Source organism: Flavobacterium arundinis, assembly GCF_038289855.1.
Taxonomy (GTDB): Bacteria; Bacteroidota; Bacteroidia; order Flavobacteriales; family Flavobacteriaceae; genus Flavobacterium; species Flavobacterium arundinis.
This window is the reverse complement of record NZ_JBBYHR010000010.1, coordinates 138,218-159,904: the sequence shown is the minus strand read 5'-3', so window position 1 is coordinate 159,904 and position 21,687 is coordinate 138,218. Positions and strand designations below refer to the sequence as shown.

The 21,687-nt window shown below is 43.2% G+C and carries 15 protein-coding genes and 1 tRNA gene; 10 read left to right on the top strand and 6 right to left on the bottom strand.

The genetic code is table 11. The features are described from left to right. Positions 1 to 71: 71 nt before the first annotated feature. The 5 genes from AAEO56_RS16775 to AAEO56_RS16755 all read left to right on the top strand — a co-directional run bounded on the left by AAEO56_RS16775 (position 72) and on the right by AAEO56_RS16755 (position 6,296). Positions 72 to 278: a YqaE/Pmp3 family membrane protein gene (locus AAEO56_RS16775; protein ID WP_341698227.1), complete on the top strand. Its 207-nt coding sequence runs from the start codon at positions 72 to 74 to the stop codon at positions 276 to 278. Positions 279 to 426: 148 nt separating this feature from the next. Beyond that, on the top strand, positions 427 to 2,523 hold the full coding sequence (locus tag AAEO56_RS16770) for a glycoside hydrolase family 97 protein (protein WP_341698226.1): 2,097 nt from the start codon (positions 427 to 429) through the stop codon (positions 2,521 to 2,523). Then, entirely contained in the window at positions 2,523 to 4,280 is a 1,758-nt protein-coding gene (locus AAEO56_RS16765) for a family 43 glycosylhydrolase (protein ID WP_341698225.1), read from the top strand. The genes AAEO56_RS16770 and AAEO56_RS16765 overlap by 1 nt, the downstream gene beginning before the upstream one ends. A 51-nt stretch (positions 4,281 to 4,331) precedes the next feature. Beyond that, complete coding sequence (locus AAEO56_RS16760; RefSeq protein ID WP_341698224.1) at positions 4,332 to 5,765, top strand: MFS transporter; 1,434 nt, start codon at positions 4,332 to 4,334, stop codon at positions 5,763 to 5,765. Positions 5,766 to 5,879: 114 nt separating this feature from the next. After that, on the top strand, positions 5,880 to 6,296 hold the full coding sequence (locus AAEO56_RS16755) for a hypothetical protein (RefSeq protein WP_341698223.1): 417 nt from the start codon (positions 5,880 to 5,882) through the stop codon (positions 6,294 to 6,296). Between the two features lie 214 nt (positions 6,297 to 6,510). On the opposite strand, the gene AAEO56_RS16750 is transcribed toward AAEO56_RS16755, so the two are convergent. From AAEO56_RS16750 to AAEO56_RS16735, 4 genes are all read right to left on the bottom strand, one after another. Next, on the bottom strand, positions 6,511 to 9,894 hold the full coding sequence (locus AAEO56_RS16750; protein WP_341698222.1) for a CheR family methyltransferase: 3,384 nt from the start codon (positions 9,892 to 9,894) through the stop codon (positions 6,511 to 6,513). 527 nt (positions 9,895 to 10,421) lie between these two features. Next, positions 10,422 to 10,502, bottom strand: a tRNA-Tyr gene (locus tag AAEO56_RS16745). 167 nt (positions 10,503 to 10,669) lie between these two features. After that, positions 10,670 to 11,806, bottom strand: a complete 1,137-nt coding sequence (locus AAEO56_RS16740) for a TlpA disulfide reductase family protein (RefSeq protein ID WP_341698221.1) — start codon at positions 11,804 to 11,806, stop codon at positions 10,670 to 10,672. Between the two features lie 87 nt (positions 11,807 to 11,893). Then, complete coding sequence (locus AAEO56_RS16735) at positions 11,894 to 13,300, bottom strand: MBL fold metallo-hydrolase (protein ID WP_341698220.1); 1,407 nt, start codon at positions 13,298 to 13,300, stop codon at positions 11,894 to 11,896. A 487-nt stretch (positions 13,301 to 13,787) separates the two neighbouring features. Between AAEO56_RS16735 and AAEO56_RS16730 the strand changes: the two genes are divergently transcribed. Both AAEO56_RS16730 and AAEO56_RS16725 read left to right on the top strand, forming a co-directional pair. Beyond that, positions 13,788 to 15,062: a Glu/Leu/Phe/Val family dehydrogenase gene (locus tag AAEO56_RS16730; RefSeq protein ID WP_341698219.1), complete on the top strand. Its 1,275-nt coding sequence runs from the start codon at positions 13,788 to 13,790 to the stop codon at positions 15,060 to 15,062. A gap of 85 nt (positions 15,063 to 15,147) precedes the next feature. Further along, positions 15,148 to 15,588, top strand: a complete 441-nt coding sequence (locus AAEO56_RS16725) for a hypothetical protein (RefSeq protein WP_341698218.1) — start codon at positions 15,148 to 15,150, stop codon at positions 15,586 to 15,588. 101 nt (positions 15,589 to 15,689) lie between these two features. On the opposite strand, the gene AAEO56_RS16720 is transcribed toward AAEO56_RS16725, so the two are convergent. Further along, positions 15,690 to 18,260: a TonB-dependent receptor domain-containing protein gene (locus tag AAEO56_RS16720; protein ID WP_341698217.1), complete on the bottom strand. Its 2,571-nt coding sequence runs from the start codon at positions 18,258 to 18,260 to the stop codon at positions 15,690 to 15,692. A gap of 96 nt (positions 18,261 to 18,356) precedes the next feature. Further along, positions 18,357 to 18,698 carry an arsenate reductase (glutaredoxin) gene (arsC, locus tag AAEO56_RS16715; protein WP_341698216.1) on the bottom strand — a complete coding sequence of 114 codons (342 nt, stop codon included), beginning with the start codon at positions 18,696 to 18,698 and terminating at the stop codon, positions 18,357 to 18,359. A gap of 88 nt (positions 18,699 to 18,786) precedes the next feature. Here arsC and AAEO56_RS16710 point away from each other — a divergent pair, with 88 nt between their 5' ends. The 3 genes from AAEO56_RS16710 (at position 18,787) to AAEO56_RS16700 (ending at position 21,683) form a co-directional block, all read left to right on the top strand. Next, positions 18,787 to 19,749 carry a CPBP family intramembrane glutamic endopeptidase gene (locus AAEO56_RS16710; RefSeq protein ID WP_341698215.1) on the top strand — a complete coding sequence of 321 codons (963 nt, stop codon included), beginning with the start codon at positions 18,787 to 18,789 and terminating at the stop codon, positions 19,747 to 19,749. Continuing rightward, positions 19,742 to 20,770: an AMP-binding protein gene (locus AAEO56_RS16705; protein ID WP_341698214.1), complete on the top strand. Its 1,029-nt coding sequence runs from the start codon at positions 19,742 to 19,744 to the stop codon at positions 20,768 to 20,770. Before AAEO56_RS16710 ends, AAEO56_RS16705 begins: the two co-directional genes overlap by 8 nt. A 211-nt stretch (positions 20,771 to 20,981) precedes the next feature. Beyond that, complete coding sequence (locus tag AAEO56_RS16700; protein ID WP_341698213.1) at positions 20,982 to 21,683, top strand: hypothetical protein; 702 nt, start codon at positions 20,982 to 20,984, stop codon at positions 21,681 to 21,683. The last annotated feature ends 4 nt before the right edge of the window (positions 21,684 to 21,687 follow it).

Below are 21,687 nucleotides of genomic sequence, written 5' to 3'. Positions count from 1 at the left end.
ATCTTTGTGTGTAAAGGCTGTCTGAAGGGGACAGCCTTTTTTCTTACATTTACAGCCAATATTTATAAAAAATGAGATACGTAATTGCTTTCTTTTTCCCCTGGTTGTCGCTGTTCCTGCAAGGCAAAATAATGTCGGGCATTATCTGCCTTGTTCTTCAATTAACCCTCATTGGATGGATACCGGCTTTTATTTGGGCAGTAAGCGCATTGAACCGTATGTATGCGGATAGGCGCAACAGGCAGCTTATTAAAGCAGTAGAAAGGAACTACAGATAGCAACTGTCTGTCGTTTTTATCATATCCTCACTGCAAACGTTTGAACCTTCGGGATTTTTAAAGACAATTCTGATTTTAGTGCGTTTTTTTAGCAGATTGATTAATAGCAATACCGCAGTATATCTGTATATTTATGAAATTTTTAAGTATGAAATTTTACATCACTGCCATTGCGTTTTTCTGTGCCGGGTTATTGAATGCCCAGACAGTACAGTCACCTTCAAAAGAGATCACGGTAAACTTTGCAATTGACGCTTCCGGGCGGCCTAATTATACTGTTACCTATAAAAATAAGCCTGTTATTAACCAAAGCTTGATGGGGCTTGAAGTAAAGCACCTGCCTGCCCTGAACAGCGGGTTTAAGGCTATCGAAACAAAACAGTCTTCTGTAAATGATACATGGAAGCCCGTCCTTGGCGAGGTGGCAGAGATCAGGAACAATTACAACCAGCTTGAAATAGCCCTTGAGCAGACAGCAACAGGCAGGAAAATGAACATCATCTTCCGCGTGTTTGACGAAGGTGTAGGCTTTCGCTACGAATTCCCCAAGCAACAAAACCTCAATTACTTTATAGTTTCTGCTGAAAATACCGAATTCAACCTCGCGGGCGACCATAAGGCTTTCTGGATCCCCGGCGATTTTGACAGCCAGGAATATGCCTATAACGAAACATTGCTTTCGGAGGTAGATAACAGCAAGCTCGATATGAACAACGGTATCGGAATGAAATCCATCCCGCAAAAACATGCCGTACAGTCGCCGCTGATGATGAAAAGCAAGGATGGCCTGTATATCAATATTTTTGAGGCAGCCGTTGTTAATTACCCGGTAATGCACCTGCAACTGGATCCGGCAAAGCATACACTAAAATCGCTCTTAGTACCCAACGCCATGGGCGATATGGCTTTCCTTCAAACACCTGCCCAAACACCTTGGCGTACCATAATGGTAAGCGATGATGCACGTGAGATACTGGCGCAGAAAATGATACTCAACCTTAACGACCCTTCCAAAATAGATGATACTTCGTGGATTAAACCAATGAAGTATATAGGCATCTGGTGGGAAATGCATGCTGGCAAGTCCACCTGGGACATGAGCGGTACGCAGGATGCCGCCCAGAAAGTAACAGCTACACCAAGGCCGCATGGTGCTACAACCGCAAACGCAAAAAAATATATTGATTTTGCGAAAAAGCACGGTTTTGAAGGCCTTTTGATCGAAGGATGGAATACAGGCTGGGAAGACTGGTACAACAACTGGAAAGAAGAGATTTTCGACTTTACCACACCATATCCTGATTTTGATGTAAAAGAAGTCAGTGACTATGCTAAACAGAATGGCGTTAAGCTGATCATGCACCATGAGACATCGGGTTCGGTTTCCAACTATGAGCGCAGGCTCGACAGGGCTTTTAAGCACATGAAGGATTACGGCTACCAGTCCATAAAAAGCGGTTACGTAGGCAGGATCATTCCAAGGGGCGAATTCCACGACGGGCAGACCATGGTGAACCATTACCTGTATGTGGTAAAGCGTGCCGCGGAGAACAAGATCATGGTCGATTCGCACGAATCGGCGCGCCCAACAGGTGTTCACCGCACATGGCCCAACTATGTTGCTGCCGAAGCAGCAAGGGGCAACGAGTTCAACGCATGGAGCGTGGGCAACCCACCGGTGCACGAAACCATATTGCCTTTCACAAGGCTTTTGGGCGGCCCGATGGACTATACGCCGGGTATATTCGAAATAAAAATGAGCGTGTACGACCCTGCCAAAACGGAGCAGGTGCATACCACTTTGGCAAAACAGCTTGCCCTTTATATCACGATGTACAGCCCGTTGCAGATGGCCGCCGACATACCGGAAAATTACGAAAAATATCCTGACGCTTTCCAGTTCATAAAAGATGTAGAGACCGACTGGCAGGACACAAAAATACTGGAAGCAGAACCGGGCGACTACGTTACCATTGCCCGAAAAACTAAGGGAAAAGAAAGCTGGTTCCTTGGCGCTATAACCGATGAGAATGCCCGTACTACGACCATTTCCCTCGATTTCCTTACGCCGGGCAAAAAGTACAAGGCGGTTATTTACCAGGATGGCAAAACGGCCAACTGGAAAAATAACCCTATCAGCTACGAGATAAAAACACAGGAAGTGACTTCGAAAACGAAGCTTAAACTGGTCCTTGCAGCAGGTGGCGGAACAGCTATAAGTTTTATGCCAATTGACAATAAGTAATGAAGAGACTAGCCATTATAGTATTGCTTATCGTTTTTACTGCGGGTTACGGCCAGCAGAAAACCTATTGCAATCCCATAAATATTGATTACGGCTACTGCCCGATACCCAATTTTGTGACGCAGGGAAAGCACCGCGCTACTGCCGATCCGGTGATCACATTCTTCAAGGGAAAATACTACCTGTTCTCCACCAACCAGTGGGGTTACTGGCATAGCGACGATATGCTCGACTGGAAATTCATTCCCCGAAAATTCCTCAGGCCGGAGCATGATGTCTATGATGAGCTTTGTGCTCCGTCCGTGTCTTTTGTGAACGATACAATGCTGGTGGTTGGCTCTACACACACTAAGGAATTCCCGATTTGGATGAGCACCAAACCCGAAGGCGACAACTGGAAAGAGCTGGTGCATAAATTTGAGGCCGGTGCCTGGGACCCGTATATTTTTTGGGACAAGGAAAAAGACGAGGTCTACCTTTATTACGGCTCAAGCAACCTATATCCGTTATATGGAGTAAAGCTCAATCGTAAGACCTTCCAGCCTGATGGCGAAGTGATCCCTGTACTGGCGCTGAATGACGACGAGCACGGTTGGGAACGCTTTGGTGAACATAACGACAATACCTTTTTGCAGCCTTTTACCGAAGGCGCTTTTATGACAAAGCATGACGGCAAATACTACCTGCAATATGGCGCACCCGGCACCGAATTCTCCGGTTATGCCGATGGGGTGTATGTGGGCACCAACCCGCTTGGCCCATTTGAGTACCAACCGTTCAACCCTTTCTCGTATAAGCCGGGAGGCTTTGCAAGGGGGGCAGGGCATGGGGCAACCTATCAGGATATAAACAACGATTACTGGCACATATCAACAGTTGTATTATCTGTAAAGAATAATTTCGAAAGACGCTTAGGCATCTGGCCTGCGGGCTTCGATAAGGATGGCGTGATGTACAGCAATACGGCGTACGGTGATTACCCAACGTACCTCCCGGCGCAGCATAAAGGCCACACGGGGCTGGCATCATTTGCCGGATGGATGCTGCTCAATTACAACAAGCCGGTACAGGTCTCTTCTACTTTAGGAGGCTTCCAACCGAATTTTGCCGTGGATGAGGATATCAAAACGTACTGGTCGGCTAAAACAGGGAATAAAGGCGAATACATCATGACCGATCTTGGTGAAAAGAGCACCATCAACGCGATACAGATCAATTATGCCGATCAGGATGTGGAAATTATGGGTAAGCCTGCAACAACGACCGGGCATAAATACATCATTTATGCATCGGATGACGGAAAGAAATGGTCGGTGCTTGTTGATAAAAGCAAGAACACCAAAGATGTTCCGCACGATTATATCGAACTTGCCAAACCTGCGACAACACGTTATATAAAACTGGAGAACCTGCAGATGCCTACGGGCAAATTCGCGATAAGCGGATTGAGGATATTCGGTAAAGGAAGCGGCGAAAAGCCGGGCGAAGTGAAAAATTTCGTTCCTTTACGCGCCGAAGCCAAAAAGAAGGGCGAGCGCCGTAATGTATGGTTCAAATGGCAGCAGGAGCCCAATGCCGATGGCTATGTTATTTATTTTGGCAAATCTGCTGATAAATTATATGGGTCGATTATGGTATATGGCAAAAATGAGTATTATTTTAGCGGCCTGGACAGGAGCGATGCCTACTATTTCCAGATCGAGGCTTTTAATGCCAACGGTATCGGCCCAAAAACAGGAATTAAAAAATCAGAGTAAATAAAACATTCTTTCTAAAAACCAAATATTCACATTAACCATTAAACATTTATGAGTTCACAAAACCAAACCAAATGGGGCCAGTTCATTCCGCTGGTAACCGTTTTCTTCTTTTGGGGCTTTGTTGCCGCAAGTAACGATATCCTCATTCCCGTTTTCAAGAAGGCGTTCGACCTTTCGCAGGGACAAAGCCAGTTGGTATCTGTTGCATTTTACATTGCCTATACTGTTGGTGCGCTGCTTTATATGGGAATTTCATTCCTCACAAAAAAGGATATCGTAAGCCGTCTTGGTTACAAGAATTCACTTGCCCTTGGCCTTATAATTTCCGCATTAGGTACATTACTGTTTTTTCCGGCTGCAAACACGCAATCGTTCCCTTTAATGCTTTCAGGTCTTTTTATTGTTGGCCTTGGCTTTTCACTTCAGCAAACGGTAGCTAACCCGCTTGCGATTGCATTAGGACCGATAACAACAGGATCGCAACGCCTTACGCTTGCAGGCGGTATCAATAACTTTGGTACGACGATAGGCCCGCTTATCGTGAGTTTTGCCCTGTTTGGCGACCCTGCCAACGCAAATCCTAATGTAAATATAGAGGATGTAAAAATCCCTTACCTTATCCTGGGAGCCGCTTTCGTACTTGTTGCGATCATGCTGAAGTTCTCTTCGCTGCCAAACCACCCGGCTATAGAAGAAGATATTGTTGAAGATACAAAAGGCCCAAGCAAGTCCGCATTGCAGTACCCGCAGCTTTTATTGGGCATGCTTGCCATCTTCCTTTATGTGGGGGTTGAAGTTTCTACCGCAAGTAACCTGCCTGCCTACCTTGAAAAAGACCTTGGCTTCCTCACCAAAGATGTAGCGCCTTATATATCACTTTACTGGGCGAGCCTAATGATTGGCCGTTGGGGTGGTGCTGTTGAGGCATTTACCAATACGAAAAGCATGCAGATGATCTTCAAGTTTATAGCGCCATACCTTGCATTTGGTGTTTTCCTTGGGGTAAATGCAATTGCACAGCACGATCTTGCACCTTTCTATGTATATGCTGCTATTATCGTAGTGCTTATAGTTGCCGACCTTGCCAGTAAGGGAAACCCTGCGACAATGCTGATGTTGTTCGCATTTCTGGGAATTATTGCATTGATAGTAGGTATGACCACTGAAGGAATGGTGAGCGTTTATGCCTTTACAAGCGTTGGGCTATTCTGCAGTACCTTATGGCCATGTATCTTTACACTCGCTATTAGTGGACTTGGCAAGAAAACCACGCAGGGCAGTAACTTCCTTATTATGATGATTATGGGTGGCGGACTTGTAAGTTTCACGCAGGGTCTTGTAGCCGATGCTACTACCATAAAAATGAGTTATATCGTTGGCGTTGTTTGTTTCGCTTACCTTGCATTCTACGCTATTGTCGTTAAAGGTATCCTTAAGCGCCAGGGCATTAATTTTGACACAAAAATCAGCGGGGGCCACTAAGATTCACCTCTGAATTATAAATCTAAAACCGTCCCTCAGCAGGGGCGGTTTTGTGTTTTTGCTAACACTGCTGCTGTGGGAAAAGCTTTATATTTGCAAAAAAAAATAATCATCATGAACAAAAGAATAATAGCATTATCAGTAGTATCGGCTTTGGCATTTGCCGCCTGTACCGAAAAGAAAGAGACCGTGACCGAAGAGCCTGCCGCCGTAGAAGTTGTAGATAAAACCGCTGCACCCATAGACAGCGTTGTAACACCGACTGAAGTACCGGAGAAAAATTCACAGCTTGCCGAAGGTACTGAAATCACGGTAGAAGGAAAAATTACGGAGATCAACCAGGGTAAAGACGGCTACACTGCCAAGATTAAAATGGCCGATGGTACCGTATACTTCGCGACAATTAGCATCCCGAATATGAAAGACCCTAAACAATATAAAAAATATAATGTTGGCGATGTTATCAAGGTAAAAGGCAAAACCTTTAGAGTTGAAGAGGATACAATGATCAAGGTCGAGGAGTTGTACTAATAAATCCGGATTTTTATTTTAATTATATATAGAGACACAGTGAATGTGTCTCTATTGGTTTTAAAGAGACGCAATCACCCTGTTTCTGTAGTATGCTCGTTGCAACATACTGACCCCAAATAAGACGTTTGTCCTTTACTGTTCCAGCTGTCCGGTAGTTCGGGAAACTGTCTGCATTTGCAACTCTTTTTTGTTATATTTTCAGAAATAAATCCTAGCTGTGCAAAAAAACATGGAAAGCTGCGCCATTATTTAATGAAGATTCCCCAAAAATTATTCCCCCATGATTTTCCACAATTCTATGACTGATGGCAAGGCCAATTCCGGTTCCATTATACGCCCCGTCATTATGCAATCGCTGGAATATCGTATAGATCTGCTTCTCATACTTTTGCTCAAAACCAATTCCGTTATCCTGAAAGGTAAAATCGTACCAAACCAATTCATTATCCAGTGTCGGATATTTTTCCACCTGCGCTGCTGAGAGCTTTTCGCAGGAAACTTCGATTCGCGGAACATTATCGGTACGCAGGAATTTTAAAGCATTGCTTATCAGGTTATAAAATAGCTGATTCATCTGTAAGGGTATTGCGGCAATCATAGGAAGATCGGAGCAGGTTATTTCCACATTTTTCTGCTCAATGACCAGTTCAAAATCACTAATAATATTTTTAACGACGTTATTTAAATCGGTGGCAACATACAATCCCGGATCATTAGCAAGATAAGAGTAGGAGAGGAGGTCCTTCACAAGGGTTTTCATCCTTTCCGATGATGCACTTATTTTATCGAGCAGTATTGTGGCTTCTTCAGGCAGGCCCTGTCCCTGCAACACACTCACGAATATTTGTATTTTCCTGAGAGGTTCCTGGAGATCATGGCTGGCAATGTAGGCAAACTGCTGTAGCCTTATATTAACGCTGTTGAGTTCGCGAATAGACATGCTGAGCTCGGCGTTAGATACTTCCAGCTCTTCTGTGCGCTCTTTTACTTTTGCCTCAAACCCGTCTGACAATGATTGTAGGTCCTGTGCAATTTTTTTCCTTTCTGTTATGTCCTCAATGGCGAGAAGAATTAACTGTTCTTCACCTTGCTCATTGGGAACCTGCTTAGCATTAAGCAATAAAATGCATTCTTTTCCGGGGGTTATTTCCAGGCCAATTTCATAATCATCTAACTGCTTGTTTTGGAGCAGCACTTTTTCGAGCAATGACCGCATAGTCGCATTATCAAATAACCCACCGCATATTTCGTATATCAGTTGCGCTTTGGCCTCTTCTTTGGTAATGTGGTATTTTTTCACAAAGGCCTTATTGATATTTTTTATGCACATGTTTTTATCAAGCACCACTATTGGTTCCCTAAGTGTGGCTACGATGGCCTCAATGTAGGCTTTTGAAGAATTGATCTCTTCCTGTTTCTCAAGCAGTTCGGCATTTATATTAATAAGTTCCTCATTGCTTGACTGCAATTCTTCCTTGGAAGTTTCCAGTTCTTCGTTCAGGCTTTGCAGTTCTTCCGTTCCGCTAAGCAGTTCTTCATTGGCGCTCTGGAGCTCTTCATTTGAGGCTTCTTGTCCCTCAGATATAGCATTTACGTCAACCTGGGTTTGCAGCAGTTCCTCTTCCAGGGATTTTATGCGCCTGAGGTTGGTATTATCATTATCGATTTGTTCTTGGATAAGATTGATAAATTTTGCATTTCCTTTTTCAGGAAGGATGGCAGAAGTAAAAACGATTATAAAATAGGGCTCCAGTGTTTGCGAAAGTTTCCTGATTTCTATGGTAACATCTAAAAGGTCAGTACCTGACTTAAAGGGTATTCCGGTTTTCACGACAGAGATATTAAGATCTTTTGCCTTACGCACGATATTGCGCAATTCAAATGCAAGCTCCTTACGTACAATCTTAAGAAGACTGAATGTGGGTAGTCCGGATACCAGCTGAAGGTAGGGGGTGACATTGCCATTTAAATGAACAATGTCCATATTGTCATTTATAATGACGCTTGCAGGCGTAAAATCGGCCAGTAAAACTGCCTGGCCGCTTTTTACAAAATCGTCTGCTGCCGGCACACTAACCGGTCCTTTGCCGGATGGCTGTTGCGATGATGCTTCCATTTCAAGCATTACTTTGTGTACCTGACGTCCTGAAGCCTGCCTGCGGGCATATACCTTGCCGGCCTTTAGCACGGGCTTAAATAATTCTGCGGCCGGAGCAGCTGTATCTGACTTGCCAAGCAAAAGAAAGCCGTGATCTAAGAGCGCGTAATGAAATGTCGTGAGCGCTTTTTTCTGTATAAACGAACCCATATATATCAGTACATTTCGGCACGATATAAGGTCCATTCTGGCAAATGGAGGATCTTTTAGGAAATTATGCGCTGCGAAGGTGCAAAGGCTCCTTATATTTTTCTTTATCTGGTAACCGTCCGCTTTCCTGTCAAAATAGTTGATCAGCTGCGCTTCCGATACGTTAACGAGCTGCGTTTCTTTGTAAAATCCCTTTCTTGCTATTGCCAATGAAGCTTCCGAAATATCTGATGCGAAAATTTGTATTTGTATTTCACTATGATGCGCTTCTAAAAATTCCTTAAACGCTATCGCAAGCGAGTAAGCTTCTTCACCGGTCGAGCAACCGGCCACCCATATTCGTATTGGCGCGGCAGAACTTTCTTTGTGTATATTTACTAAGGAAGAAAATACCTTTTCCTTCAATTCAGTAAAAACTTTTGGGTCCCGGAAAAACGTTGTAACGGGTATTAAAAAGTCATTAAATAACAGCGATGGCGCTAAGGGGTCAGCCGCTAAAATTTTTAAATATTCAGTAAAGCTGCTGGTTTTGGAAATGGCCATCCTTCTTGCCAAACGCCTGCGTATTGTACTCTGCTTATAGTATGAAAAATCGACACCGGTATTTTTGCGGATTATCTGGAAGATCTCGTGGAAGGCGTTATCTTCATCCCTGGCAGGGTCGCCGGAATCATGATTATCGTTCGCAGGATTCAATTGAATTAATTTCTCAGGCATTTCTTCCGGTTTCATTATAAAGTCAACGGTTCCTGCATTTATGGCGTTTAACGGCATCTGGCTGTAGGCTGACGAACTTTCGTCCTGTGCGAACGTAATGCCGCCATATCTTTTTATCGCCTTCAGGCCAAGTGTACCATCCGTACCTGTCCCTGACAATACAATTCCCACAGCAAGTTCCAGATGTACTTCGGCTAATGATACAAAAAAGATATCGATGGCAGCATTCCTGGATTCCTTTTCCCGGGGGGAAAGCTTGAGCACACCATCTATGGAGGTAAGCAGCTTATTTTCCGGAATCACATAAATGTGGTTTGGTGCAAGGTGGATATCGTCTGTTATTTCCAGTACAGGGATTTTGGTATATCGTGATAAAATTTCCGGCAATATACTTTCATGCGAAGGATAAAGGTGCTGGACCAAAACATACGCCATGCCCGAATTTTCTGGTATCGCTTTCAGGAACTGCCTGAAAGCTTCAAGGCCGCCTGCTGAAGCGCCTATTCCAACTATAGGAAAATCCTGGATTGTGGCACTGGGTCCGGCGACTGCATCTTCTTCATTTTTCATGGTATCGTTCTTGGGGTTAACGTTTTGGTTGTTAGGCGTTTTTTTTAAAGTTAGGCATTAAAAGTTACATGCTGCAAAAGATGGCTTTTAATTATAATAATTTGGGTTGTTTGTAAGTATTCTCTGTTTGGAAAACCATATTCTTCTCATTTGCAGAGTTGCCCGTATTTTTCCATTTTCCCTGATTCTGATCGAAAGGCTATATTCGCTCTATAAAAAATTGGCGTTTCATGGGTTAACAGTAGGATTATGTAGTTATAAAGCTGTAGTTAGTATGGTCAACAGTAAAACGCGACAGCTGAGAAAATATGGATTTCCTTTTTTTTATCCGTTTTGAACACTTGCTTTAAAAGGAGAGTAGTTATTTTGGCGCACCAATTTTAAATGGATTATTGTACCTGACGATATCCTGCCGCGATGCAGGAAAATAAAAAACCCTGCAAATATGAATTTGCAGGGTTTACACGTTTTGGGTTTTTTTGAAAATTTCGGGAAAACCTGATTTTCTCTATTTTTTACCCATTTCGTGGGGAGAGCAGGATTCGAACCTGCGAAGGTTTCCCAACGGATTTACAGTCCGTCCTCGTTGGCCGCTTGAGTATCTCCCCAAAGGCTTTACCTTTTCGCTTATTGCGGTTGCAAATATAGTGTTGTTTTTTAAGTAAACAAACATATTTACTGCTATTTTGGCAACTATTTTTTAAATGACTGTAAGTTAATCCAATAAAAAAATCTCCCGAAGGAGATTCTTTATATTATGAAGCGTAGGCTTTTCTTATTTAGCCAAAAGTTCTTCTACTTTCGCTTTAAGCTCAGCGCCTCTAAGGTCTTTGGCAACAATTTTTCCCGAGGCATCAAGAAGGAAAGTTGCAGGGATCGATTTTACACCATACTGCTGTGCAATTGGCTCATCCCAAAACTTAAGGTTAGAAACCTGGTTCCATGTAAGTTTGTCGGCCGCTATAGCCTCTTTCCATTTGGCAGCGTCCTTATCAAGGGATACGCCTATTATGTTAAGGCCTTTAGCATGCAGCTCATTGTACATTGCCACAACGTTAGGGTTTTCCTCCCTGCATGGCTTGCACCATGATGCCCAAAAATCGACCAGGGTAACTTTGCCAAGCGATTGCTTAAGCGAAAGTTTAGCACCGTCAGGACTTGCAGCACTAAATTCCGGAGCTGCTTTGCCAACTTCTACACTTGCTTTGCTTTCTTCAGCTTTCTGAAGCTTCGCCATTTCGGTAGTAAGCTCTTTTCCTTCCTTAGTTTTTTTATTGTCTGCATCAAGTGCATCATATAGTTTTTTCAGGTCGGCATACGGCGTTTTAGCCATTGCTACCTGTTGTTTTAAAAGAAGCACACTGATGTAGGCTTTTGGATTTTTCTTTATAAATGTGGTAGAAGCATCTGTCATTTCTTTTCCGATAGCCACATAGGTTTTGTTCAGCTTGTTCATAACCACAGTATCGTTAGCTTTATAAGCTGCCATCATTGCCTGCTGGTTTGCTTTTTGGAAAGAAAGCATTTTTGTCCTGATCTTGTTTATATCCTGATAATACTGGTGCAGCATATCGTTATTAAAAGTACCTCCCTGTGTCGATTTGAAGAGGGAATCTTTATCTATAGTAACTTCAATGTCACCTTGCTCAAGTACGATCTCCGCTTTACCATTCAGGCCTTCAACCTGGATGAAATATAATGCCGGCTCTGTGGCAGTGCCCTCAAATACAAATTTACCGTTTTCAACTTTTACAGTATCCTTAGCTGTAAATCCTGTCATGCCGCCTTGTGTTTCAAGGAATACATTCTTTCCGTTCAGCGATTTATCTACTGTTCCTGCTATCTCATACTGGTCTTTCTTGCACGATACAAACGCAGCTGATACAGCAAGAAATAAAAGAAATTTTTTCATATTTGTTTTTTGTTTAAATAATGGTGCAAAAGTATTTAAAAATCACTTGCACTGTGCCGTGTTTAAAATTTATTTTTCAGGAGCAGATTACGAGCACGCAGGTTGTATCAAAGTCGTTTTTACCGATGTGTTTTTTATACCGCCAAAACCTTTTTCTACATTGATCATGTTATGGTAGCCCCTTGCTTTTAGTATCGAAGACATGATTACCGACCGGTAGCCGCCTGCGCAATGAAGGTAAAAATCTTCTTCCTTGGGTACTTCTGCCAATTGCTGATTTACAAAATCCAGTGGAATGTTTACTGCATTTATAACATGCCCGCCATTAAATTCGCCGGGTTTTCTGGAGTCAACCACTATTTTTTCTTCAGATTCCAGCCTGTCGGCAAATTCTTCAGGAGAAATAGAACGGATACTGTCAGTTTCAAAGCCTGCTGCCTTCCATGCATTGATACCACCATTAAGATAGCCAAGGGTATTGTCGAAGCCCACCCGTGCCAGTCGTGTTACAGCTTCTTCTTCCAGGCCTTCCGGAGTAACCAGCACCAATGGTTGGTTCACATCCATAATAAGTGCGCCTACCCACGGTGCAAATGTTCCGTTAAGGCCAATGAATATCGAGCCGGGGATATGTTCTTTTACAAAGTCGTTTTCGTGCCTTACATCAAGTACCAAAGCCTCATTCTCTTTTACTGCGGCAATAAATTCGTCAGCAGATAATGGCACCGAACCTTTTTGCAATATCGTATCGAGGCTTTCATAACCCTGTATGTTCAGCATCACGTTTTGCGGGAAATAGGCCGGAGGAGCGCCAAGCCCGTCGAGCAATTCTTTAATGAATTCCTCTTTGGTCATATCTGCCCTCAGGGCATAATTCATTTTCTTCTGGTTGCCAAGCAGGTCGGTAGTTTCCTTGCTCATGTTCTTCCCGCAGGCGCTTCCGGCACCATGGCTCGGGTACACGGTAAGGCTGTCAGGCAGGACCATTATTTTATTACGAAGCGAATCATAAAGGTGTGAGGCAAGCACTTCCTGTGTCAGTTCGTCAGTAAGGGCCTGTGCAAGGTCGGGGCGGCCCACATCACCTATGAATAAGGTGTCGCCGGTTATAATTCCTGTTGGTTCGCCGCTCTCGCTAAGCAGGTAGCAGGTGCTTTCCAGCGTATGGCCAGGTGTATGTATCGCTTTGATGGTATAATTGCCTACCGTAAATTCCTGCCCGTCGGCGGCAATAAACGCTTCGAAATCAGGATTGGCAGTTGGCCCATACACTATCTGCGCGCCTGTTTTCTTTGCCAGATCCACATGGCCCGACACGAAATCGGCATGAAAATGCGTTTCGAAGATGTATTTTATTTTCGCACTGTCTTTTGAGGCGCGGTCAATATAAGGCTGTACTTCCCGTAGCGGGTCAAAAATGGCAGCTTCCCCGTTGCTTTCCAGATAGTAAGCTGCCTGTGCGATGCAGCCGGTATAAATTTGCTCGATTTTCATAATATGGTATTTAGCCTTCAGTTAATAGGTAAAGTTTCTACGGAAAATCATATCCTTATAAATTCCGAAATCCTTATTTTAATTGGTTGTCTTCCACAAATCTATGTAGATATGTTCCGGCAAATATACCAAAAACTGAGATTACGTAAAAATATAATAGAAAACTTCCACAGGGCACTTAATAATTCTGGTTAGGGCTTAGTGCTTTCAAAGCATAATAACAGTATTGGCTACTACTGACAATCCGGATCAAATTGAAGGACAGATTGTATATTATTGATTTTTAAATATTTGCAGCCAATTTAAAAGAATAAAAATTACATAATATGTATTTTGGCGGGCTTTTTGATGGATTAAATTACAGCAATCATAATTTTAGGATTTATTTTTTATAAAATTTGTAATCCAATCATTGCGTTTGCTTTATATTTGTGATGCTTTAAAAAAAAGTAAAAATTATTTATTATACAAGTTGTAAGTTAAAATTATGGCAACAGCAGAAAAAGCCCGGGTGGGCATGTATGAAAATGTAAAGAACCAGTTTGAAAAAGCTGCAGCCGTTATGGGGCTGGATGAGAGTGTTAAAAAAATTCTTTCTATAACCAATAATGAGATCGTTGTACATTTCCCTGTGAAAATGGATAACGGAAAAGTAGAGGTTTTTACCGGTTACCGGGTACAGCATAACAATGCTTTAGGTCCTTATAAAGGAGGCCTGCGCTATCACCATACCGTAGATATCGATGCCGCAAGGGCACTGGCTACCTGGATGACCTGGAAAACATCACTGGCAGGGCTGCCTTACGGTGGCGGAAAAGGCGGTATCCAAATCGACCCGAAATTATACTCCCAGGGTGAGCTCGAAAGGATAACAAGGAGGTTCACGTATGCTTTAGGTGACAACATAGGCCCTGAGCATGACATTCCTGCTCCGGATGTAAATACCAATGCACAGATGATGGCGTGGATTGCCGATACTTATATGTCGACCAAATCGCCGGCAGAACGTTCTAAAAACCAGCACGTAGTTACCGGTAAGCCGGTAGGATCGGGCGGACTTGAAGGACGTGACAGGGCTACCGGTTTTGGCGTTGTTGTAACACTTGAGTCTTGGGCTAAAGTAAAAGGCACTTCGCTTGAAGGTAAAAAATATATTGTACAGGGCTTTGGCAACGTAGGCTACTGGGCAGCACATTTCATGAACAAAAATGGCGCTATCCTGGTGGGCGTGCAAGATGCTACGGGAACTATTTATAACCCTGAAGGTATTGATCCTGAAGCGCTTTTGCGTTACCAGACTGACAATGCTACCATAACGGGATTTAAAGGCACACAGGAATACGATTCAAAATCTTTCTTCGGGATTGATTGTGATATTATTATCCCGGCAGCACTGGGCAACCAGATAACCGACGAAAACGCATCTGACATCAAAGCGATGGTAGTAGCTGAGGGCGCTAACGGGCCTACAGATACTGAAGGAGAAGCAATACTTATTGCAAATGGCGTGGATATTATACCGGACATCCTTTGCAACTCAGGTGGCGTTATAGGCAGTTATTTCGAATGGCTTCAAAACCGTAACGGCGAAATATGGACGATGGATGATGTGATCGTAAAATTGAGGAAGAAGATTGAAGAGGCTTTCGGCAAAGTAATCACTTCATCGGCGCAATTTAAAACCGACTGGAGGACTGCTGCTTACATTGTGGCCCTCACCCGTATTGAAATGGCTTACAAACAAAGGGGTATTTTCCCTTAATAGATACATACACACTACTGAAGGCGCCAATTGGCGCCTTTTGTTATTAAAATTCGTTATATTTGGAATACTAAAAGATAATCCTATGAAACGATTCCTGGCTTTTTTTGCAATAACGGCGGGTTTTATATGCCATGCGCAGGTACCCGACAGGCTTGCTGTTGCCGTACCAAATTCAGGTAGCAATAGTAGTACCCTGAATACAGCACCACCGGATTTTACGTTCTACTCCAAAAATTATAATAAGGTATTTGACTATTACCAATACACTTTTGATGCGCAAAAGCTTTCGCAGCGAAGCGTTTATGTTGGCTCAGGCAATAGATTCTATTTTGGGCAAAATGGCGGGTTTATAATGGATATGGGGCAGCCGTCACCTAACGCTTACCGTATTAACAGTGGTTATGCCTACGATGTTATCGGTCTCGTTAGGGGGATCAACTTAATTGCAACAAGCGGAAAAGATTATTCTGTAAAATTAAAACCTGAAGTGAAAGATGTTCAGGTTTTTAAAGGAGACCAATGACCCGGTTTTAATGGAGACCAATAAAAAGAGGCAGCCTGATTAGCTGCCTCTTTTTATGCTTATAGACCTGACAGGTCTGAAATGAATTGTTGAATTTGAACTTATCCTCCCATATAGTCATCCCCACCACCATCTTGCTGTTTCTGCTGATTTTCCTTCTGCCTGTCGGATTTGGTCATGTTGAAACGGTAAGTGAATGATAGCGTTACCTGGCGCTGCCTCCATTGCATTTCGCTATACGACCTCAATTGTCCCGGAACATAGGTGTCATTTTTCATTTTCCTGGAATTGAAAATGTCCTGCACATTCAGTGCAATGGTTGCCTTGTCTTTCAGTATGTCTTTACTCAGCACTGTGTTGGCGCTTGCTACGCCCACCCTGCGGCCCTGGGCATTATTTTGCGGCGCTTCGTAGTTGCCGTTAAGCTGCCAGTCGATCTTACCGGGCAGGGTTATTTTTGAATTTATCCGGGTAGTCCAGCTGTAAGCCGTCCTGTTGAAATTTTGGAAGTCAGTTATGGTTGCACCTTCTTCGTTTTCATAAACAAAAGTGTAATCGCCTTTGCTTTCGTAACGGTAAAAATTGAAGTTGCTATTAATTCTCCACCATTTGAATGGATTGTAATTTATATTGAATTCAAACCCGAAACGATATTCTTTAGCAAGGTTTATAGGGGTAGTCAGTATAACCGGAGTCCGGGTATCCTGCCCATCTACTATAGTCACTGCCCCCGTATTTGGGTCAACAATATCAGTACCTCCCACCGGGTTCACGACAAAATCTCCTGATGCTCTTCTCACAAACTGGAAGGTATCATCGGTAATATTAAGGTAGGCCGATGTACTTAGAGTCAGCTGACCCCATTTACGAAGGTAGCCAATGTCAAAAGCATTGGTATAGGAAGGGTTAAGATCCGGATTACCACGGAAGATATTAATGTTACTCTGCAGTCCCGAGAATGGGCTCAGGAACCTTCCCCTTGGGCGGTTGATGCGGCGGCTGTAGCTCAGGCTAACGCTGTTGCCCTGTGCAAATTCATACGAAAAGAATGCAGAAGGGAAAAAGTTATTGTACCGCTTATTGTGATAGTCGTTTAAATTGATAAGGTTCACATCAATATTGCTATCTTCCCAACGCAGCCCGAAGAGGTAAGAGAACTGGCCCATCTTCGACCCGAACTGTGTATACAGTGCATTTACTTTCTCTTTATACTGAAGGAAGTTGGTATAATCGCCGTTGTTTATCCAGATACCGTCTTGAAGTATTTCTGCCCTGGCATCGGTTTCGAGAGTGGTAAAGCTCCCGCGGTAACCGGCTTCAAAACGGCTGTCTTTACCTAAAGGCAATACATAATCGGCCTGTATGAGGCCACGGTCTTCGTTTTGGTTATTGGTTGTGCGCTCGTTGCTGTTCACAATATCCGGGCTGCCCAGTGTGACATCATTGATTATTGCATTCTCGTCGTCAACACTTTTAGAAACGGAAGCATCAATCTTAAGCTCGTGACCCTTGTCATCGAATTTCTTTACAAGGTTGGTCGAATACCTGAAGTTGGTGTCTTTATCATTTTCAAGGTTATACCTGAAACGGGTATTCTGGAAAACACGATCAGCATCATAATTGTCATAATACGTGTCAGTAGGGTTATCGCCACTGCTCCTGCGCCCGGATATTGAGTTGGTCCACGTCAGCGTTTTATCAAGGAACCATTCAATACCGAAGCTTCCGTTAAACGCCCTTTGCAGGCGGTCATTGGTTCTTCTTTCGTTTACAAAGCTGGTTGTATTGTTGTTGTCGTCCAGGTATTCTGTATTTGTCTTTGAATTACCGGGGCTGTTCCTGTAGTTGTAGCCAAGGCTGGTAAATACATTATAATGTTCGCTGCGGTAGTTCAGGTTGGTGGATATTCCGTGGTTGGCAGGCGTTCCTGTATTGGCTACAAACGATCCGTTAAACCCGTCTACCGATCCTTTTTTAAGAATGATGTTTACAATACCGCCGCCGCCTTCCGCATCATAACGTGCAGACGGGTTGGTGATTACCTCTACTTTATCAACAGAGTCGGCAGGCAGCAGGCGCAGTACATCCGCCACATTGCTTCCTGCAAGGGTAGAAGGCCTTCCGTCAATAAGTATGGTTACGCTCTGGTTGCCCCTTAGCGCTACGTTACCTTCAGCATCGACTGATAATGACGGTACATTGTCAAGCACATCGCTCACGCTGCCGCCCTTTACCATCATATCATTGCCAATGCTGTATACCCTTTTATCGAGTTTTATTTCAACAGTAGAGCGTTCAGCAGTAATCTCTACATCCTTTAGCAATGTTGCATCGGGAACCATAGCCATAGTGCCAAGGTTGGTCTCAGCAGTGATTTCCCTGGCAGAAATAACAGCTGACTTGAACGATATAAAATCAAATTTGATGTTATAAGTGCCGGGTGGCACGGTAACAGTATATTCACCTTTAGCATCAGTCATAGCGCCGTTTACGGTAACATTGTCAGGGGTTTGTATGGTTACAGTGGCAAATTCAAGTGGCAGTTTTGTATCCTGCTCAATTACTTTCCCTATAATTTTAATGCCATTGCCGCCATCGGGCCTGCCCTGTGCGAAAGCCATGACGGTGGAGAGTAGAAATAATAGTAAGACAGAAGTCCGGAAATTTTTCATGTATTATAGAATAGGTATTGATAGATGATTTAGCAGGTATGACCTCCTAAATAGCCGAAGGTTTAATGTTGAAAACTTAAATATTTGTTAAAAGGATTATAGTATATCATGCACCTTATCGGCAGGGCGGGCTATGATGGCTTTGTCGCCATTCACAACTATTGGGCGTTCGATAAGGATTGGGTGTTGGACCAAAGCTTCAACTATCTGGGTATCCGTCAGTTTTTTGTCCTTGTACCCGGAGGTCCAGACAGCTTCTTTTTGCCTTACAAGCTCAATCGGCTTTATCCCCAGCTTTTTTAGAAGCTCTTTCATTTCTTTTTTCGAAAGAGGCTCATTAAGGTATTTTACAGTAGTGAAAGGTAGTTGTTCTAACTCCAGCAGTTGCAGGCATTCGCGGGATTTGCTGCACATGGGGTTATGATAGATGGTAATCATTCAATTCTTTTTGCAAAGAAAGTTATTATTAATTGAAAATTCATCTAACTTAGTGCTAACATAATTTTAAATTAATTCCTAAACGCTTATGTTTATAGTACAGGCTTTTAAGCCGGGAAACAAATTTTGGAAATATTTAGCGGGGTCTGTTATTGTTATAGGAGCATCTTTCGTAGGGCAAATACCATGGATTATAGCTATTGCGTTAGAAAAGTTAAAATCTGGCAGGCCTATGCCTGTTGACGAAGCGGGAATCATGAAATTTCTCGACCTTAACCTTACTTTATTCTTCATTCTCCTTTCATTTGCGATTGCTATGGTGGCGTTGGTGCTGGTAGTCCGCAAAATGCATTACCAGAAATTCAGGGAAATTATCACATCAAGGCCTAAGGTAGACTGGAAGCGGGTATTTTTTTCTTTTATGGTATGGGGTATTTTCTCTGCCGGTATGATATTGCTTGCCTATTATTCCGAACCGGGGAAGTACATACTTCAGTTCGACCCCGGAAAATTTGCTGTATTGGCAGTAATTGCAATAGTAATGATACCCATACAGACAAGTGTTGAAGAGCTTGTTTTCCGTGGCTACCTCATGCAGGGCTTCGGTCTGCTTGCCAAAAACAGGTGGTTTCCATTGGTCATGACATCGGTAATATTTGGCGGAATGCACATCTTTAATCCCGAAGTGGCAAAAATGGGGTATATCGTTTCAGTGTATTATATCGGCACCGGGCTTGCACTGGGGATTATGACCCTTATGGATGAAGGTACCGAACTTGCTCTTGGCTTCCATGCTGCCAATAACCTTATTGCAGCACTTTTGGTTACTGCCGACTGGACTGCTTTCCAAACCTATTCAGTTTTTAAAGACGTATCCGAACCAACTGCCGGATTTGATATCGTATTGCCGGTACTGGTAATTTACCCTCTTTTATTGCTCCTGTTTAGCTACAAGTATAAATGGAAAGGATGGCGCGAAAAACTCACAGGAAAAATAGTACTGCAACTCCAGGAAAATAATGAATTAATAAATACCGAAACCCATGAATAACCCGGATTACCATTTTGTGCACCCCAAATTCAAACTCAACGGATTCCATTTTAGTGAAGACGACCTTACGCGTATCGCTTATAGCTTTATTAAAGAGGGAGAACCTTTTGAAAGGGCGGTAGGCGATTTCCTGATGTATTGGTTTGACCAGAACAGCTATATCGAAATGCATACCTCGGGCACTACGGGGAACCCAAAGCTGATCAGGGTAGAAAAGCAAGCAATGGTAAATTCAGCCCTGGCAACCGGTGAGTTTTTCGACCTGGCTGCAGGAATCAAGGTACTGCACTGTCTGCCAACCCAGTATGTCGCCGGGAAAATGATGTTGGTAAGGGCATTTATCCTTGGTTGGGATATGGACCTTGTGGCGCCGGTTTCCCATCCGCTGGAGCGTAGTGAAACCCAATATGATTTTGCCGCAATGGTACCGTTGCAGGCAGAGCATTCGTTAGGTAAGCTGCACATGATAAAGAAACTAATACTGGGTGGGGCTAAAGTAAGTCAGGCGCTAAGCGATAAGCTGGCAGGCCTTTCGACAGCAATATATGAAACCTACGGCATGACAGAAACCATAACCCACATTGCTGCCAAGAGGATAGGGGAGGAAGCCTTTACGGTACTACCCAATGTGAAGATTAGCGAAGATGAAAGGCATTGCCTTGTGATCGACCCGTTCCTTATTTGCGATGAACCGGTTGTGACCAATGATGTGGTGAAAATAGTGGATGATACCCACTTTATCTGGCTGGGCCGTCATGATAATGTTATCAACAGCGGCGGCGTAAAGCTATTCCCGGAACAAATAGAGGAGAAGCTTTCCGGCAGGATCGACAGGCGTTTTTATGTAAAAGGTGTACCTGATGAAATATTGGGAGAAAAGCTTGTGCTCGTTATTGAAGGCGAATCTTTTGATGTAGATAGAGCAACTTTTAAAGGCTTAGGGAAATTTGAAAAACCTAAAGACATTATTTTCGTTGAAAAATTTGCGGAAACCGGTTCGGGTAAGGTAAAACGCGACTAAAATTTTGAAATAATTGTAATTTTAACAAAGTCCCTGGTTTTGTGCAAGCGTCAGCATTTTCCTGACATTCGGATGAAGTGAATGAAAGGTCGCAGGCCGTTAAATAAATCCGGAAAGTCAGGGGCTTTGCAAGGCTTGGTTATACTTGGATGAAGTAGGTAAAATACGACTAAAAATAGTATCTTCGGGCCGTAACCAATTGATTTTTCCAATGAAGATTCTATCTCTTTTTGCCTTCCTGCTTTCTGCTAAGGCTTTCGGCCAATGCAAGGACAGCGACAAAGTATTTTCTCCAGTTAAGGAGATGATCAGTGACAGTTCCGTATTCTTTGCAGTTAATGATAAGTACGGCGACAGTCACCGTATTACAAGTATTTCAGATTATGCCAATGGGGCCATAAGTGCTGCGGGCAACTATATAAAGCAGCGTTCCGGTGCCGCTTTCGAAAAAAAGTGCAAGTTAAAATACATTTATGTCAACTATCCCGAAGGCATGAATGAAAACTCGCCGGCTACAGAATTATATAACCTTTCCAAATATAAAGCCAGTTACACTATCAGCTATACGGTACAGTACGGCATATATAATTATGATTTTGAGATTCTCCTCGACCATGCTTATAAAGTCCTTTCCGGGGATATGATTCCATCAATAGCGGATAACCCGAAATTTGACAAGTTCATTGATGTCTGCAAGGCATTAACACTGGTAAAATCACAAAAACAATATAAAGGCGTAATATCCGGTGTAGGGATTTCTTACGATCCTGAAATTGACTCATTTTGCTGGCACATACAGGAAGAGCCCGAATCGATTCCTGATAAAGGGGAATATTCGGTACGGGATTACTATGTCAACGCCAATACCGGTAAGCTCACCAATGTAGATGAAGAGGTTTATATTATACCATAACAAT

Excerpts from the sequence above, each read along its gene's own strand:
- AAEO56_RS16725 (WP_341698218.1), top strand. The coding sequence starts at position 15,148 with ATGAAACGATTCCTGGCTTTTTTTGCAATAACGGCGGGTTTTATATGC.
- AAEO56_RS16740 (WP_341698221.1), bottom strand. The coding sequence starts at position 11,806 with ATGAAAAAATTTCTTTTATTTCTTGCTGTATCAGCTGCGTTTGTATCG.
- AAEO56_RS16770 (WP_341698226.1), top strand. The coding sequence starts at position 427 with ATGAAATTTTACATCACTGCCATTGCGTTTTTCTGTGCCGGGTTATTG.
- AAEO56_RS16720 (WP_341698217.1), bottom strand. The coding sequence starts at position 18,260 with ATGAAAAATTTCCGGACTTCTGTCTTACTATTATTTCTACTCTCCACC.
- AAEO56_RS16700 (WP_341698213.1), top strand. The coding sequence starts at position 20,982 with ATGAAGATTCTATCTCTTTTTGCCTTCCTGCTTTCTGCTAAGGCTTTC.
- AAEO56_RS16760 (WP_341698224.1), top strand. The coding sequence starts at position 4,332 with ATGAGTTCACAAAACCAAACCAAATGGGGCCAGTTCATTCCGCTGGTA.
- AAEO56_RS16755 (WP_341698223.1), top strand. The coding sequence starts at position 5,880 with ATGAACAAAAGAATAATAGCATTATCAGTAGTATCGGCTTTGGCATTT.
- AAEO56_RS16775 (WP_341698227.1), top strand. The coding sequence starts at position 72 with ATGAGATACGTAATTGCTTTCTTTTTCCCCTGGTTGTCGCTGTTCCTG.
- AAEO56_RS16765 (WP_341698225.1), top strand. The coding sequence starts at position 2,523 with ATGAAGAGACTAGCCATTATAGTATTGCTTATCGTTTTTACTGCGGGT.
- AAEO56_RS16750 (WP_341698222.1), bottom strand. The coding sequence starts at position 9,894 with ATGAAAAATGAAGAAGATGCAGTCGCCGGACCCAGTGCCACAATCCAG.
- AAEO56_RS16730 (WP_341698219.1), top strand. The coding sequence starts at position 13,788 with ATGGCAACAGCAGAAAAAGCCCGGGTGGGCATGTATGAAAATGTAAAG.
- AAEO56_RS16710 (WP_341698215.1), top strand. The coding sequence starts at position 18,787 with ATGTTTATAGTACAGGCTTTTAAGCCGGGAAACAAATTTTGGAAATAT.
- AAEO56_RS16735 (WP_341698220.1), bottom strand. The coding sequence starts at position 13,300 with ATGAAAATCGAGCAAATTTATACCGGCTGCATCGCACAGGCAGCTTAC.
- arsC (WP_341698216.1), bottom strand. The coding sequence starts at position 18,698 with ATGATTACCATCTATCATAACCCCATGTGCAGCAAATCCCGCGAATGC.
- AAEO56_RS16705 (WP_341698214.1), top strand. The coding sequence starts at position 19,742 with ATGAATAACCCGGATTACCATTTTGTGCACCCCAAATTCAAACTCAAC.